This is a genomic window from Haladaptatus ordinarius, assembly GCF_054177595.1.
The window spans coordinates 42,457-57,578 of sequence record NZ_JBPEHH010000009.1 but is presented as its reverse complement, the minus strand read 5'-3'; the positions used below and the strand labels follow the sequence as shown (position 1 = coordinate 57,578).

The following is a 15,122-nucleotide window of genomic DNA, read 5'->3' as shown; positions in this document are numbered from 1 at the left end:
GTGTCACCGCTCCTGCCCGTCGTGTTTCCAGCGAACGACCTGGAACTCCGTGTACCCGCCGTAGGCGATTTCGAGTGCCCCCATCCACCAGTTCCACTTCTCGGGGAGCAGGAGGTCCTCCGGTGCGTCCTGCAGGTTCCGGACGACGGCCGCTGCAGAAAGCTCGACGCCTGCGTGTTCGCGAAACTGACCGGAATCGGCCAGGTCGCTGGCTTGCCGGACGACCACCCGTCGGGCACCATCCGACGAGTCGAATTTCTCGCGCAGTCGTCGGTCGAGTTCGGTCACGTCCATTTTTATTATCGTGCTTCCCGTCGAATCACCTATGCCGACCGTCTTTGCAGTGGACGAATACGAGGCACAGGAGTACGACGCCGTGCTCGTACAGGAACACGCAGTCGTCTGTCTTAACGATGACCCTCCACTGGCGCGCGTCATTCCGTTCGAGAAGGTGAACCACGTCGACTCGGACCCGGACTTACACCTCACCGACACCGAAATCCCCGATTCGTTCTTCGGTGGGGCGGAGTACGCCTTCGTGGACGTCTCGAAGTTCGACCGAATCCAGCGCCATCTGGAAGAGTTGGAGCGCGAACAGTACTGAGAAACGCCGTCTATCAGCTCTCGTCGTTGCTTTCGGTTCTCTCGTCTCCACCCTCACCTCTATCGTTTGCCGTCGATTCTGCGTCTTCGCTTTCCGAGACGGTCCCGTCGCTCGGTGGCGCTTCGCCGTCGTCGGTTTCCGATACGTCGTCAGTTTCCGCTGCGCCGTCGGTTTCTGACGGTTCGGTACGTTCACCCGCTGCCGTCTCTCCACCGTCACCTCGTCCTTCCGTCTGGGCGTCAGCGACCCCCTCTTTCCTCGCGACGCGCGCCGGAATCGACTCGCCCCGAACCAGTTCCGGGAGGACGACGCGGTTGAACTGTACGAGCAAGACGAGCAACAGCGGTCCGAGAAACAGACCGTACCAGCCGAACAGGAGCGACCCGAAGATGTACGTCAACAGCAACAGGCCGACGTGGAGTTCGCCGCCGGAGGTGTACGGCCGGACGAGGACGTCGATCACCACGTCCACGACAACGACGAAGACGACGACGAAGACCAGCGGGAACCAGAGGGCGACGACTCCTTGGCCGAGCGCGCGGACGACAAGGTACGCCGCGACTGGGATGGAGACGAGTCTCGTCCCGAGAACCGGGACGAGACTCGCAATGCCCGCGAGCAGTCCGAGCAACGTCGGGAGCGGGATGGACTGTCCGGGCGGGGCGACGGCGTCAGCGAGATTGAACACCACGGCGGCGGCGAGCGCGACGACGAAGGCGCTCAGGATGCTCCCGAAGTACACCGTCTGGAGGCTTCGGTCGACCGCCGCCGTGTAGGCGTAGACCGTACTCCGTTCGCCGCCGATGTCGCGGACGAACCACCGGACGAGTCGCTCGTCGTCTCGCAGGAGGTAAAAGGCGAGCGCCAGCGCGACGAACAACTGCAAGAGCGCGGTTCCGAACGCGCTGACGACGTTCACGACGTCGCCGAGCAGTTCCGTGCCGCCGAGGCGAGTGAACTCGGCTCGATTCTCGCGGACGAATTCGAGAATCTGCTCCGGCGACACCGTCGTCGAGAGCTCGAGATACGGGCGAAAGACGCCTTCGTACTCCGCCAGCGATTCTCCCGCGACGGCGGCCACCTCCGACGCGCTGACGGCGACAGCCGTGGCGACCAGCACGACGATGGGGAGTGCGACCGCCGACAGCGCGACGGCCGCCGCCAGTCCGCGGTATCCGAGTCGGCGGACAATTCGGTCGTACACCGGCCGCGTGGCGTAGTACATGAACAGGCCGAGGACGAGCGTCCCGAGGAACGAATAGAGGACGAACACCATCGCGATACCCAGGACGCTCCCGACGACCCACCACGCCAACCGCGACCGCTGTCCGGGCAATCCCGAGTCCCCACCCATGGGTGTCCACTACGTTCGTCGTAGGTAAATCAGTCGGGACTCCTCGGGCGAATCCCGGCGGGGTTTTTACGGAACCGAATCGTACCGCCACTCGATGTACGAACGGATTTTGGTTCCCACGGACGGTAGTAGCGCGACTCGTGGCGCGGCCACCCACGCCATCGACATCGCCAAACAGTACGACGCGACGGTTCACGCTCTCCACGTCGTCGGCGACGACCTGGGCGAGAACCGCAGCGAACGCGAAGCCGAGGGCGAACGTGCCACCGACGACGTCGTCGAACTCGCGTCAGAACACGGACTCGACGCCGTCGGTACGGTGCTGGAGGGACGCCCATCCGACGGCATCCTCGATTACGTCGGCGACCACGACATCGACCTCGTCGTGATGGCGACCAGCGGACGGTCGGGCGTCGGTCGGATGCTTCTGGGGAGCGTCGCCGAGCGCGTCGTTCGCAAAGCCACCATCCCCGTCCTGCTCGTCCGGGCCTCGGGCGAACGTACCATCGAATCGGTAGAACAGGCGACCACCGTCGCGAAACAAGCACTCGCCGGAGAGGGGTACGACGACGTGTCTGTGACCGAAGAACCCTATCGCGCCGCCAACACGTGGATAGTCCGCGCGAACGGCGACGGCGAGACGCTCAACGTCCACATCGACCCGGTCACCGGAGACACGAGCGTCGCGCACATCCGGTCGCGAGAGTGAGGTTTTTATCGGCGCCACTCGATTTCGTCGGTAATGCCCACTCCCTTCGCCGAACGAACGCGGTGCTGCCAACAGCGACTCCGTGCGGTCGAGGCGGACGCGGTCGTCCTGTTCCCGAGCAGCAACCTCTATTACCTCTCTGGCTTTCGAGAACACCCCGGTGAGCGCCACCTCTTCTTGTTCGTCCCGGTGTCCGGCGACCCCGTCTTCGTCGTCCCGGACATGTACGGCGAACAGATAGCCGAGGCGTCGTGGGTCACGGACGTGCGCACGTGGAGCGATGGCGACGACCCCCTCGACCTCGTCGCCGCCGTCGCCGACGACCTCGATTTGCCCGGTGGACACCTCCTCGTGGACGATACGATGTGGGCGCTGTTCACCCAGGACCTCCGAAGTGCGCTTGCCGAGGCGACCTTCGGCCTCGCCAGCGAGGTGCTGGAACCGCTCCGGATGCAGAAAGACGAATCCGAGGTCGAGACGCTCCGACGCGCGGGCGAACTCGCGGACGAGGTCTGCGTCGAGATTCGAGAACTTGGCGAGGACGCCATCGGCATGACCGAACGCGAACTGGCGCGGGAGATAGAGACCCGCCTCGCCGACGCGGGCGGCGAGGAACTCGCCTTCGACACCATCGTCGGTTCAGGCCCGAACGGGGCGAAACCACACCACGGCCACGGAGACCGAGAGATAGGCTCCGGTGACCCCGTCGTCCTCGATTTTGGCGCGTTCGTCGACGGCTACCCCGGCGACCAGACGCGCACCGTCGTCTTCGCAGGCACGCCCCCGGAGGAGTTCGACAGGGTTCATCGCGCCGTCCGCGAAGCCCAACAGGTGGGCGTCGAGGCGGTCGAACCCGGTGTCACTGCCGAATCGGTCGACCGCGCTACCCGCGAGGTCGTCGAATCCTACGGCTACGGCGACCAGTTCATCCACCGGACCGGCCACGGTGTCGGCCTCGACGTCCACGAAGGCCCCTACATCGTCGCCGGCAACGACCGCGAACTCGAACCCGGCATGGTGTTCAGCGTCGAACCCGGCGTCTACGTCCCCGGCGAGTTCGGCGTTCGCATCGAGGACCTAGTGGTCGTCACCGACGACGGCTGTGAGCGACTGAACGACTCGCCCCGAACGTGGCACGCGCTCTAAGAATCGAAATCGTACTGGTACGTTCCTAGCTCGTGAATTCGGTTTCTATGAGCGGATTCGGCCAGCAGCGGACGTACTACTTTGTACTAATATGTACTGGCGATGGTTTGTACTGAACTGTACGAGAACGTACTGTATACGAGCGATCGAGGTGATTTTCTATCCATGGTTCTGGAATGGTGGTCACAGCCCTCGAACGTTTCTGGCGTTGCCTTCGAGACGCACGGGTTACTGCAGTGACGGTGGTCTCGAAAGCCCCCTACGTCGTTTTGATTCCGACACGATTGCTGAGAAGCAGTCTTCGAAAGCCCCCGCCCGCTCGCGGTCACCGGCAGACGTTCCTGCTCACTGCGTTGCGCGGGCATGCGACTGCCGTGGTCACACTCACATTCGTTCGCGTGACCGTTCGCCGACATCTCGGGGCGGCTCGCTCGCGCTCGCCTTCCCGAGAGGGGTCGCCGAGACGACCACGTACACGCGAGTGAGCGGCCCCTTTCATACCCACCCCGCACCGCCACCGCGACGGCAGACCGGTCAGCCCAATCTCCAAACTCAGCTCGAAGACCCTCGAACTCACCTGATTCCGATTTCAGACCTTACCCGGTTCACAGTGGACGCCGCGGCGTGACGACCGGTCCCTCCGGTCCCATCCCTACGGTTGCCTCGACGCCGAACACGTCGGCCAGCAGCTCTTCGGTCACGACTTCGCTGGGCGGTCCCCAGTCGTAGGGTTCGCCGTCGTGGAGCGCCACGAGGTTGTCGGCGTAGCGGGCCGCCTGCGAGATGTCGTGGAGGACGATGCCGATGGTCAACCCCTCCTCGCGCGCGAGCGTGCTGACGACTTCCAGAACGCGCAGTTGGTGGCGCAGGTCGAGGTACGTGGTCGGTTCGTCCAGCAACAGGACGTCCGTCTCCTGTGCGAGCACCATGGCGACCCAGGCGAGCTGTCGCTGCCCGCCGCTGAGACTGCCCATCGGTTCGTCCCTGAGGTGGGCCACGCCCGCCCGTTCGAGTGCACGGGCGACCGCCTGGTGGTCGGCCTTGGTCTTCGACTCGAAGAAGCCTCGATGCGGGTAGCGTCCGTGGTAGGCGAGTTCTTCGACGGTCAGCGTCGATGGCGACTCGTTTTCCTGTGAGAGCAGGCCGAGTTTCCGCGCCAGCGGTTTCGTCCCGAGCGAGTGCACGTCCTCGCCGTCGAGTCGCACCACGCCCGATTCCGGTTCGAGTTCGCGGGAGAGGGCCTTGAGGAGCGTGCTTTTGCCGCTCCCGTTCGGCCCGACGAGTGCGGTGACCTCGCCTGCCGGGACGACGATGGACTCACACTCGACGACCGGTTCGTCGGTGTCGGGATAGCCGACCGCGAGGTTCTCACCGAGCAGTTCGCTGGCGTCGGCTGTGTGAGAGTGGTCGCTGGCGTCGACCGTTCGGGGGCGGTCGGAGAGTTCGGTTTCGTCACCCCTCATCAAATCTCACCCACCTGCTTTCGTCTGCGCATGAGATAGAGGAAGTACGGCCCACCGACCAGCCCCGTGACGATTCCGACCGGTATCTGTACCGGGTTGAGCGCGAGTCGCGCGCCGACATCCGCACCGACGACCAGTGCTGGCCCGGCGAACAGACAGCCGACGACGAGCTTTCGATAGTCGCTCCCGACGACGTTGCGAACGACGTGCGGGACGATGAGACCGACGAATCCGACGATTCCGGCCACCGCGATGGCGGTACTGGCCGCCACGATGGCGAGCGCGGAGAGCGCGAATCGGATTCGTTCCACCGACATCCCCAGCGACCGGGCCGTCCGCTCGCCGAGCAGGAGGACGTTCAACTGTCGCGCGGCCAGTACGGCGGTCGGTACGACGAAGAGGGTCGGAACCAGCGCGACTCGCACCTGTTTCCACCCGGTGCCGGTGAGCGACCCGGTCGTCCACGCGATGGCGTTCTGGACCACGCCCACGTCCTGTGCGAAAAAGAACAGAGCGGTCTGGAGGGAGTGGGCGATGGTGCCGACGATGACGCCAGCCAACACGAGGCGAACCGGACTGGTCCCACCTTTCCACGCGATGACGTAGACGACGAGGAAGGCGACGACGCCGCCCAGCGCCGCGAACGCCGGCAGAAAGACGGACAGGCCGCTGAAGACGACGAGCGTGAGCAATACTGCGAGTCCCGCCCCGTGACTGACGCCGAGGATGTACGGACTCGCCAGTTCGTTTCGGGTCACGGCCTGAAAGATGGCACCCGAGACGGCGAGATTCGCCCCGACGAGGATGCCGACCAGGACGCGGGGAAGGCGGAGACTCCACACGACGCTCGTCTCCGTGCTCAACTCCACCGGAATCTCGTCGCCGAGCAAGAGCGCCGCAAGCACCTCTGGGTTGGTGAGAATCGTCGGGTCGAACACGGCCCCCCACGCCTCCTCTAACGTCATCGAAAACGCGCCGAAGCGCACCTGTACTAACGCGCCCAGCACGACGATGCCGACGCTGGCGAGAACGAGCGCCGAAAGCGACCCGTCGAACGTTTCCCAAATTCCGGTCTCCAAATCCTCCGTCATATCTGATCGTTGCCGTCGACTCGTCCGAATCCGCTGCTATCGTCTACGACTGCTTCGGCGGCGAATTGCAATTTCGTCTTTTAGGTTGACCTAACTCTGGATAAGGCCTTTGGTTTCCGGCACGGATGTGGCGACGATTTCGAAAAAACCCACCGGAATCGTGGGTGTTGGGATATGGGACGGGACGCGAGTTGGATGCCTACCGTACTCGCGTCGGTCGTTCTGCGGACGATGCTATTCGGTGACGATGCTGGCGACCTTCTCGCGGTCGAACAGCTTTCCGCTGAAGGTGTCCGGATAGAGGGACGTCGCGGCGCGCTCGGTCGTAAAGAGGTTGATTATCGGTCCCTGATAGATGGGACCGCCCCGAAGGACGCGGTCGTTCTTCACGGCCTGTAGCTTGCTCGCCACGCTGTGTTCTTTCATGAAGGCGACGACCGTGTTCTCGAACCGCTTCCTGCTCTTCGTTTCGTGGCCGCGCAAGAGGATGACCTCGGGGTCGACCTCCAGCAACGTCTCGTAATCGACCGTGCCGCGCTTGGACGTGCTGAGCCCCTCGATATCGGTTCCGGAAAGGGCGTCTGTCACCCCGAGGTCGTGCCACTGCTTTTTGTTCGTCCCCTGGTCGCTCAGGCGATAGGGGTAGAACTCCGTGGGTTCGTTTTTCTCTTGCCAGAGGAGCATGGCGCTCGGACGGTCGTTTTTCGACGGCAGCTTCGACTGGAGGCCGGAGATGTACTCGTCGTGGAACGATTTGAACCGCTGGAATCGCTTTTCTTGCTGGAACACCTTCGCAATCGCGCCAAACGCTTCGTACATCGAGTAGTACTGGTAGTCGTGCCACGAATCCGTCCGGCGGAAGATGGTGTTCCCGACGAAGGGGGCGACCTGCGAACTGATCTGGTCGACGTCCGACCGTTTCAGTCCGAACGAGGAGTTGTTGACCAGCCAGTTCGGGTCGATGAGGTGCACGTCGGCGTCGAGCTGGTAGAACACCTCTCGGTCGACACCTTCGCTGTAGAGGGTGGTCAGCGAGGACTTATCCACCGAAACACCCGACAGCTCGTCGTAGAACTGCGTGTGGTACCGACTCGGGAGACCGACCGCTTTCAGGCCATCAGCCATTCCGAGCGCGACACCCATGTCGGCGTATCCAGCTTCGTACACCACCCACTGCTTCGGAACCGACTCGAATTCGACCTCACCGACGGGGGCCATCGTCACGGAGTAGCTTCCCGACTGCGACGTCGTTTCGCCATCACTCGTTCCGTCTGTCTTCTTCGAACCGTCGTCACTTTCGCCGGTGCACCCGGCGAGCAGTGCCACACCGGCGACACCGCTGCTTGCGATGAATCGTCGCCGGGTAACGCGTTTCGACTCGTCTGCTACCATGCTCACGTTTTAGGCTCGCCTAAAGGCACGTAAACCTTCTCATTTTTCGGCGGGCCTAAAACCGGCGTCGACGACGAGACACTTCACGCGACCGTCGACTCGATAAATTTTCCTTCCACTCGTCGAACCTGACGGTCGAACTTCAAGTAGTCCCCCACCGTACACCCGCCGGGAATGGGGAAACGACACGATGGGGGAACACGACGACTGCGGGAGGCGACCAGCGGTACGCTCGATAGCTGACAAACGACTCGGAACGATGGGACGACGGCGGTTCGTCTCGACGCTCGCGAAGGCTGGCTTCGGTTCGATGGCCTCCCTGCTCACGCCCGAGGACGTATCGGCGGCGGCCCGCGACGAGGTGCCGCTCGTCTACGGCCACGTCCGGGGGCCGGAGGGAGTCGAACCGCGGACGACGACCGTCCCGGCGGACTGGTTCGCCGACCTCCGGGCCGCGTTCGACGCCCACGGGCAACTCGACGTTCTCTCGCGGCGTGGCGTCGTTGGGAGTGCCGTCGTGCCGGGTGAGTTCGGCGGTCGAAACGCCGCCATCTCGGTGGACGTGACCGACGACGAGGCGGGTGGCGCGGTTCCGGCGACCGTCGGCGACGTGGCAATCGAAGTAAACCGCGTCGGGTCGTCCAGGTCGCGACCCGGTCTCCCTTCGACCGACACCGTGCGGGGAAAAACCGTACCGGGGAGCGTCAAGTGCGCGAATCGAGACGCGGCCGGAACGCTCGCTCCAGCGCTGTACGACGACGAACGGCCGTTCTTCAGCACGTCAAATCACGTGTACGGAGGCGACGACCAGCGGTTCCGTGGTGAACCGTTCTTCGTCTTCGGACCCAGTGGCCCACGGAAAATCGGCGAAGTGCGACGAGGCTACCAACTGGACGACTTCGTCCGCATCGACCCGGTCGACGGCTTTCGGCCGACGAGCGAGATTCGAGGTGCGTCGCCCTCGTCCGTCGTCGGACAGTTCACGCGGGACGGCCTCGCGGCGCTCAAGGCGCGTGGTGCGAAGTTGGAGAAAGTCGCGGTCAACACGGGTCACACGTCGGGGCAGATTCAGGCTATCGACGGTCTGACCTGCGCCTACGGGAAGGTGTGCAAGCGCGGCCAACTGAAGTGGGGGTCACAGACCGACTTCACCGACGGGGACAGCGGGAGCGTGAGTTATCGGCCAGCCCCCGAGGACTCAGACAGCGGCGTTCTCGTCGGTGGGTTCAACAATGCACGGACGTGGTGGCCCGGCGAGGATTACATCTGGGGGACGGCGGCCTATCGAATCACGAACGAGTACGGATTCACGTTTTCGCCACCGACTGCTGACGCTCAGTGAACTCCACCTGGACTATCGTTCGGCCATCGAGTCGGCTCGAAATCCGGTCGGCGAGTTCCTGTGACAACTGTGGATAACGTTCGTCCACCGGTCGACTCACGACGACCGTCACCTGCTGGGAGTCGTCGACGAGTCCCATGTCGTCAAACTCAACCTGTACCCTGACGAGTTCGAGCGATTTGTACTGCTCTTGCTGGAGTACTTTCTGCACTTCCTCGTTGACCGCGTTCTCGGTCCGCATCTGTTGGCTCATCAGTACTCCCGCCCCCGCGAACGAGACGAGCAAGATGGTGACCGCGACGAGTGTCGGTGCGGCTTTTCGGAGCGTTGTCCCGTCCGCAGGTCGGTAGCCGAGTGCCCAGAGGACGCCCCCGCCGGCGGCGTTGATGGACACGGCGTTCACGACCAACAGGACGAACGCACCGAGCGCGACGACTGGCGGTCCCCACGCCAACCCGACGCCGACCGCCGCAGCGGCGGGGATGAGCGCCGCCGCAATCATGACGCCGACGAGTGAGACGGGCAGTGCGGTCGCCAGTCCGAGTGCTCCCGCCGCCCCCGCGCTGAGACCGACGGCGAACGAGAGGAATCCGGGCGAGATGCGCTGGCTTATCTGGGTTACCGTCGCCACGTTGAGGGCGGGCGGGATGAACTGCACCGACTTGAGCGCCCAGCCGAATATCGTCGCTCCGACGATAGCGACGCCGAGACCGAGGACCTGCGAGCGCAGCCCCTCACGTATCATGTCGCGGTCGTTCAACACGAGTCCGACGCTGGTCGTCATCGCGGAACCGACCTGCGGTGCGATGACCATCGACCCGACGACGATGGCCGGCGAATCGAGGAGGAGCCCCGCCGTCGCGACGATGGCCGAGAGGAGGGTCATCGCGTAGTAAGTGACCGGACTGGGATTCATCCCGAGTGCTTTGGTCCGAATCTCTTCGGTGGCGATGCTATCGTCCTCGTTGCCACCCTTGACGAACTTGTCCTCTAGCTCCCCGATGTTCGGCGTTCGTGCCGTCTCCAGCGTCCCGACGACGGTGTACTCGTCTCCCAGTCCGACGTCCCGGAGCCGGCCCAGAACGGCGTCGACTGCCTGTGTCGGAAGCGGGAACTGGACGATGGCGGCGTCTCTTCCGCTTTCCTCTCGCGTGAGGACGTAGTCGATGTGCTCGTCGTCGAGGATAGCGAGCACCTCGTCCCGACTCTCGTCGGGGACGAGCACCTGAATGAGACGCATGGCAAGAGCGTCCCACCGGGGACTGAAAACCTCACCGGTCGAAAATGGCACCGAGGAGTTTCGACTGGGCACGACGGAGGTGCTGGTGGAAGGTGGGCGGCGACACGTCGAGCAACGCGGAGACTTCCTCCCCCGTACTGGTGCGCAGCCAGTCGAAAAATCCGGCGAGATAGGCCGTCTTTAGCGCCGACAACTGGCGGTCGGAGAGCGACTCGTCCAGCGTCGTCCGAAACTCCGAGAGCGTCGGTTCGGGTCTGTCGCGTTCGCGCTGGGCGACCAAGTGGGTGTTCGGGAATCGTTCCCGAATCGCTTCGACGGTTCGCCGCACGTCCGTACTTCGGGGGAGTTCGAGGAGCACTCGCGCCCCGTTCTCGTCGGCGTGTCCGTGGCTGACCGACCCTCCTCGGTCGGCCAGCATCTCGACGAGCGATTTCCCCTCGTAGGTCAGTTGGAGCAGACATTCCTCGTCGGTTTCGTAGACGATCTGGCAGTCCGATATCGTCTCGTCTCGTGACGCCAGTTCGAGAATCTCGTCGGGCGGAGACCCGGTCGCGGTCACGAAACAGAGGAGTCGTCCATCGGCCGACAGAGTGGTTCCCAGCAGGTCGAACTCACAGTCCGTCTGCCGTGGTATCCGTACGAAAAAGTGGTCGGCAGACTCCACCTGTAGCTCCAGTTCGGTGACGCAGTCGGAGACGAGCGCTTTCTTGTTCTCGATTGCCGCGATGGTGAGACCGACGGTCTCACCGAGTTCGGCGAGGACCGTGCGTTCTCGGTCGTCGAACGCCCCGGCTTCGTCGGCGTAGACGACGAGGACGCCGTAACACCTCTCGTCGTAGCGAATCGGGATGGCAACCAACGACCGGAACTCTCTGTCCAGCGACTCCTCTCGCCACGGCTCGAACGTGGGGTCCGTGGCGATATCTTCGACGGCGACGAGTTCTTCGCTCTCCAGTGCTCGCGTCGCCGGGTCTCGAACGTCGTCTTCGCGGTCGATGACTGCTTCGAGATAGCTGTCTCCCGTTCCGGCCTGTGCGACCGGTCGAACGATTCCGGCAGTGGTGTCGTACTCGCCGACCCACGCGAACCGATACGTGTCGATTGCCACCATCCGTTCGGGCACCGAAGTTTCGATTTCTTCTCGACTGGTCGCCTGTACCAACGTCCGGTCTACGTCGCGAATGACCGCGTTGATACGGTTCAACTCCGTAAGCTCCGTTCGCTGTGTCGCGAGCGTCTCCTCGCGTTCGGCCCTGTCGAGTGCCGCCTCTACGTTCGCGGCGAGGGTCTTGGCGGAATCGTAGACGTACTCGCTGAGGTCGGTTTTCGTCGGCGAGCCGACCATGAAGACGCCGTGCTCTCCGAGCGGGAGTATCACCTCGTATTCGATAGGCGTTTCCGGGTTGTACACGCCCGGTTCGTTTTTCACGTCGTCGAACACGGCACACTCACTCGATTCGAACACCGACCACGCCAGTGCGTTCCCCCGCTCGAACGACGGAATCTCGTCGAGGACCTCTCTCGTTCGTTCCGTGACGGCGGCGGGTCGAAGCGTCTGTCCGTCCGCCGTGAGGTAGACGGCGGCGAGCGGTAGTCCGAGGGTGTCTCCCGCCACCGTCGTCGCGATTTCACAGATGTCGGCTTTCGTCTCCGCCGCCATCAGTTCGCGCGTCGCCGACCGCAGCGATTCGAGCGTCCGTTCGCGTGCTCTCCGCTTCGAGACGTCCTGCACGATGGCGTATACGACCTTGTGACCGCCGATTCGTGTCACGGTCGCGCTCACCTCGACCGGAATCTCCTCGCCGTCGTCGCGGAGTATCGTGACGCTCTCCGTGACCTTCCAGTCGCCGCCCGTCGTACGTGGCTGTCGAAGAGTTCCCGGCAGGTCTTTGGTTTCTCCTTGGGGTGAATCTCCGAGTGGTGCATGTCGAGTATCTCGTCGTGTGACCTGCTGAGGAGGGTTTCTGCCGCCGGGTTCGCATCGAGAATCATCCCCGTCTCCGCGTCGGCGACCAGGATGGCTTCCGGACAGGCCGCTATCAGTTTCCTGTATCGCTCGTTCGACGCTTCGAGTTCCACCTCGGCCGTCTTTCGCGCGGAGATATCTCGAATCGTTCCGGTGACGAGTCGCTCACCGTCCTTGCTTTCTTCTCGAAACGACACTTCGACTGGCACCTCGTGGCCGTCACGGTGTCGGCCCCTCGTCTCGACGTGTTGCCAGTCTGCCCCCTCGTCGGTTTCGAGGAGTCGTGCGAACGCCTCGTCGTACCTTGGTCGGAGTCGTTCGGGTATCAACTTCCTCACCGACTCGCCCACCAGTTCGTCGGCGTCGTATCCGAAGATGGCTTCGACGCCGTCGGTGGCACACTGAACCTCACCACGCGCGTCCACCGTCAGGAGAGCTTCGGGAAGCTGTTCGAGAACGGTTTCGGTTCTCGACAGTGCCCGTTCCTTACGCTGTTGTTAGAGAGCCGACTCGACTCGGTGTTCGAGTAGCACACGACTACCGGGCCGAACGCAGTCGGTCGCACCCGCCGCGAGCGCATCGCGTATCACGCTCTCGTCGTCGGTCACGACCAGCACCGGGAGGTTCCGGTCACGGCCACGAATCTCCTCGAGGAGGCCGAGTGCGTCGCGTTTGGGCGGTGCGTGCTCACAGACCATACAATCTACCGTCTCGGCCCGGTCGAGCGCTGTCGACGAGTGGGTCACTCGCTCGACGTCCGCTCGGGTTTCGACCCGGTCGCGCGTTCCGACGTGGAGGACGCGCGTCGGCGTCGACTTTTCTTCGACCGAAGACATGCTCCGATTAACGGCTGGTAGCGTACTGTATCTTTTGGACGAACGGGAACCGTTAAGAGTGGTGCGCGTCAGCCGACAGGTATGAGGTTGGAGGACTACTGGGGGGTCGGGCCGAAGACGAGCGACCTGCTCGAATCCGAGCTGGGGGTCGAACGGGCAATCGAAGCCATCGAAACGAGCAACGTCCGCGCCCTGACGGAGGCGGGTCTGACGCGCGGACGAGCGACCCGCATTCTCCGACAGGCCAACAGTGGTGAGGGAATGGCGGTACTGGCGACCCGCGACACTCGCTCCGTCTACAAATCGCTGCTCGACCTCGCCAGCAAGCACGCCGTGACGCCCGACGCTGGCGACCGGATTCGCGTCATGACGCCGGTTCGGTCCCGCGAGGAGGCCGACGAGCGACTCGATTCGGTGATGGAGGCCGTCGACTCGTGGAACCGACTGGACGACGCGACGCGCGAGTCCGTTCTCACCGCCTACGAGGAGTACGACGGAAGCGAGCGCACCGCGGTTCGGACCGCGCTCGCCCTGCAATCGACCGGCGTGACCGACGGTGCGTTCGCACCCATCGCGGACATCGACGGCGACGCCCTGGACGCTGCGGTCGGCGCTCTCGGCAAACTCGACGGCGACTCGGTCGCCGAGGGGGCGGACGACGAACTCGACCGACTCCGGAACGCGCTGGAGGGGGTTGAACGACTCGAAAGCGGTGCTCTCGACGTGCTCGAATCGGTACAATCCGGCGACGTGCGAGGCCCGGACGAGTTCCGCGAGAGCTACGTCGAGTACGTCTCCCGCGAGACGGACGTCGAACCCCAGCGCGTCCGCGACGCGACGGTCGGAGAAGCGACCGACGCCACCGACTTCGTCGGCGGGTCGCTCCGCGAACTCGTCGCCGAACAGCGCGCCGCCGTCGAAGCGCGCGAAGAGCGGGTCGCGGCGAAACTCGAAACCGACATCGAGGAGGCACGCGACGCCATCGACGCCGCCGTTTCCGCGGTGAGCGACCTCGCCGTCTCGCTGTCGCTCGCCCGCTTCGCCGACGAGTTCGACCTCACGCGCCCCGAGTTCGTCGAGCAAGGGTTCGCCGTCGAAGACTCGCGGAACCTCTTTCTGGCGACCGGGAGCGGTGATGTCCAGCCCATCACCTACGGTCTCGGCGACCACGAGATTGCTGGACCGCCGAAAGGCGACCGGGTGACCGTCCTGACCGGCGCGAACAGCGGCGGGAAGACGACCCTCCTCGAGACGCTCTGTCAGGTCGCGTTGCTCGCCCAGATGGGACTTCCCGTCCCCGCCGAACGTGCGCAGGTGTCGATGTCGGACGCCATCGTCTTCCACCGCCGTCACGCCAGTTTCAACGCCGGGGTGCTCGAATCGACGCTCCGGAGTATCGTCCCGCCGCTCACCGACGACGGGCGCACCCTCATGCTCGTCGACGAGTTCGAGGCGATTACGGAACCGGGAAGCGCCGCCAACCTCCTCCACGGACTCGTCGGCCTGACGGTCGATAGAGGTGCCCTCGGCGTGTTCGTCACCCACCTCGCCGACGACCTGAATCCGCTCCCCGAACAGGCCAGAAAGGACGGAATCTTCGCTGAAGGGCTGAACGAAGACTTGGAGTTGCTCGTCGATTACCAGCCACGGTTCGACACGGTCGGAAAATCGACCCCCGAGTTCATCGTCTCGCGCCTCATCGCCTCCTCGAACGACCGGGCCGAACGCGCCGGGTACGACGTGCTCGGCCGGGCGGTGGGCGAGGCGCTAGTACAACAGACGCTCGATACGTGGTCGGACGCGGAGTGAAAATCCGCGTTTCGAGACACGCGAGTTCCTCTTCGAAACCCTCCTCGGATTGCCGGACGACGATTCGACGGGAGCGTAATCGTGGTTATCACCGACGCCTCCGAGGTCATTTTTTCGATACCGTTCGATTCACTGTCGTATCGACGGCTTACGACCCTGAATGATGTTCT

Annotated in this window: 14 protein-coding genes; 5 read left to right on the top strand and 9 right to left on the bottom strand. The window is 63.9% G+C overall.

Translation table 11 applies throughout. From position 1 onward, the window contains the following. Window positions 1-3: 3 nt before the first annotated feature. On the bottom strand, window positions 4-300 hold the full coding sequence (locus ACR3FF_RS05555) for a WNWW family protein (RefSeq protein WP_472850148.1): 297 nt from the start codon (window positions 298-300) through the stop codon (window positions 4-6). A gap of 25 nt (window positions 301-325) precedes the next feature. On the opposite strand from ACR3FF_RS05555, the gene ACR3FF_RS05550 reads away from it, so the two are divergent. After that, on the top strand, window positions 326-604 hold the full coding sequence (locus ACR3FF_RS05550) for a hypothetical protein (RefSeq protein ID WP_458186784.1): 279 nt from the start codon (window positions 326-328) through the stop codon (window positions 602-604). 13 nt (window positions 605-617) lie between these two features. Here ACR3FF_RS05550 and ACR3FF_RS05545 read toward each other — a convergent pair whose 3' ends face one another. Next, complete coding sequence (locus ACR3FF_RS05545; protein ID WP_458186782.1) at window positions 618-1,958, bottom strand: AI-2E family transporter; 1,341 nt, start codon at window positions 1,956-1,958, stop codon at window positions 618-620. A 94-nt stretch (window positions 1,959-2,052) separates the two neighbouring features. Between ACR3FF_RS05545 and ACR3FF_RS05540 the strand changes: the two genes are divergently transcribed. Then, window positions 2,053-2,667 carry a universal stress protein gene (locus ACR3FF_RS05540; protein WP_458186779.1) on the top strand — a complete coding sequence of 205 codons (615 nt, stop codon included), beginning with the start codon at window positions 2,053-2,055 and terminating at the stop codon, window positions 2,665-2,667. Window positions 2,668-2,700: 33 nt separating this feature from the next. Beyond that, complete coding sequence (locus ACR3FF_RS05535) at window positions 2,701-3,813, top strand: M24 family metallopeptidase (RefSeq protein WP_458186777.1); 1,113 nt, start codon at window positions 2,701-2,703, stop codon at window positions 3,811-3,813. Between the two features lie 605 nt (window positions 3,814-4,418). Here ACR3FF_RS05535 and ACR3FF_RS05530 read toward each other — a convergent pair. The 3 genes from ACR3FF_RS05530 to ACR3FF_RS05520 all read right to left on the bottom strand — a co-directional run bounded on the left by ACR3FF_RS05530 (window position 4,419) and on the right by ACR3FF_RS05520 (window position 7,759). Then, window positions 4,419-5,276 (bottom strand): ABC transporter ATP-binding protein, encoded by an 858-nt coding sequence (locus ACR3FF_RS05530; RefSeq protein ID WP_458186775.1) that lies wholly within the window; start codon window positions 5,274-5,276, stop codon window positions 4,419-4,421. Continuing rightward, the gene (locus ACR3FF_RS05525; protein WP_458186773.1) at window positions 5,276-6,367 is read right to left on the bottom strand and encodes a FecCD family ABC transporter permease; all 1,092 of its coding nucleotides are present in this window, start codon (window positions 6,365-6,367) and stop codon (window positions 5,276-5,278) included. The genes ACR3FF_RS05530 and ACR3FF_RS05525 overlap by 1 nt, the downstream gene beginning before the upstream one ends. 234 nt (window positions 6,368-6,601) lie before the next feature. Beyond that, window positions 6,602-7,759 (bottom strand): ABC transporter substrate-binding protein, encoded by a 1,158-nt coding sequence (locus ACR3FF_RS05520; protein WP_458186771.1) that lies wholly within the window; start codon window positions 7,757-7,759, stop codon window positions 6,602-6,604. Between the two features lie 190 nt (window positions 7,760-7,949). On the opposite strand from ACR3FF_RS05520, the gene ACR3FF_RS05515 reads away from it, so the two are divergent. Next, window positions 7,950-9,101 carry a hypothetical protein gene (locus ACR3FF_RS05515; RefSeq protein ID WP_458186769.1) on the top strand — a complete coding sequence of 384 codons (1,152 nt, stop codon included), beginning with the start codon at window positions 7,950-7,952 and terminating at the stop codon, window positions 9,099-9,101. Here ACR3FF_RS05515 and ACR3FF_RS05510 read toward each other — a convergent pair. From ACR3FF_RS05510 to ACR3FF_RS05495, 4 genes are all read right to left on the bottom strand, one after another. Next, entirely contained in the window at window positions 9,067-10,341 is a 1,275-nt protein-coding gene (locus ACR3FF_RS05510) for a TIGR00341 family protein (RefSeq protein ID WP_458186767.1), read from the bottom strand. The genes ACR3FF_RS05515 and ACR3FF_RS05510 overlap by 35 nt on opposite strands. Window positions 10,342-10,372: 31 nt before the next feature. Then, entirely contained in the window at window positions 10,373-12,124 is a 1,752-nt protein-coding gene (locus ACR3FF_RS05505; RefSeq protein ID WP_458186765.1) for a bacterio-opsin activator domain-containing protein, read from the bottom strand. After that, the gene (locus ACR3FF_RS05500; RefSeq protein WP_458186762.1) at window positions 12,121-12,732 is read right to left on the bottom strand and encodes a PAS domain-containing protein; all 612 of its coding nucleotides are present in this window, start codon (window positions 12,730-12,732) and stop codon (window positions 12,121-12,123) included. The genes ACR3FF_RS05505 and ACR3FF_RS05500 overlap by 4 nt, the downstream gene beginning before the upstream one ends. A gap of 72 nt (window positions 12,733-12,804) precedes the next feature. Next, the gene (locus ACR3FF_RS05495; protein ID WP_458186760.1) at window positions 12,805-13,143 is read right to left on the bottom strand and encodes a hypothetical protein; all 339 of its coding nucleotides are present in this window, start codon (window positions 13,141-13,143) and stop codon (window positions 12,805-12,807) included. Between the two features lie 81 nt (window positions 13,144-13,224). Here ACR3FF_RS05495 and ACR3FF_RS05490 point away from each other — a divergent pair, with 81 nt between their 5' ends. Continuing rightward, entirely contained in the window at window positions 13,225-14,952 is a 1,728-nt protein-coding gene (locus ACR3FF_RS05490) for a MutS-related protein (RefSeq protein ID WP_458186758.1), read from the top strand. Window positions 14,953-15,122: the final 170 nt, after the last annotated feature.

Coding starts and splice junctions, on each gene's coding strand:
- ACR3FF_RS05530 (WP_458186775.1), bottom strand. CDS start 5,276: ATGAGGGGTGACGAAACCGAACTCTCCGACCGCCCCCGAACGGTCGAC.
- ACR3FF_RS05535 (WP_458186777.1), top strand. CDS start 2,701: ATGCCCACTCCCTTCGCCGAACGAACGCGGTGCTGCCAACAGCGACTC.
- ACR3FF_RS05520 (WP_458186771.1), bottom strand. CDS start 7,759: ATGGTAGCAGACGAGTCGAAACGCGTTACCCGGCGACGATTCATCGCA.
- ACR3FF_RS05495 (WP_458186760.1), bottom strand. CDS start 13,143: ATGTCTTCGGTCGAAGAAAAGTCGACGCCGACGCGCGTCCTCCACGTC.
- ACR3FF_RS05490 (WP_458186758.1), top strand. CDS start 13,225: ATGAGGTTGGAGGACTACTGGGGGGTCGGGCCGAAGACGAGCGACCTG.
- ACR3FF_RS05545 (WP_458186782.1), bottom strand. CDS start 1,958: ATGGGTGGGGACTCGGGATTGCCCGGACAGCGGTCGCGGTTGGCGTGG.
- ACR3FF_RS05540 (WP_458186779.1), top strand. CDS start 2,053: ATGTACGAACGGATTTTGGTTCCCACGGACGGTAGTAGCGCGACTCGT.
- ACR3FF_RS05510 (WP_458186767.1), bottom strand. CDS start 10,341: ATGCGTCTCATTCAGGTGCTCGTCCCCGACGAGAGTCGGGACGAGGTG.
- ACR3FF_RS05550 (WP_458186784.1), top strand. CDS start 326: ATGCCGACCGTCTTTGCAGTGGACGAATACGAGGCACAGGAGTACGAC.
- ACR3FF_RS05515 (WP_458186769.1), top strand. CDS start 7,950: ATGGGGGAACACGACGACTGCGGGAGGCGACCAGCGGTACGCTCGATA.
- ACR3FF_RS05525 (WP_458186773.1), bottom strand. CDS start 6,367: ATGACGGAGGATTTGGAGACCGGAATTTGGGAAACGTTCGACGGGTCG.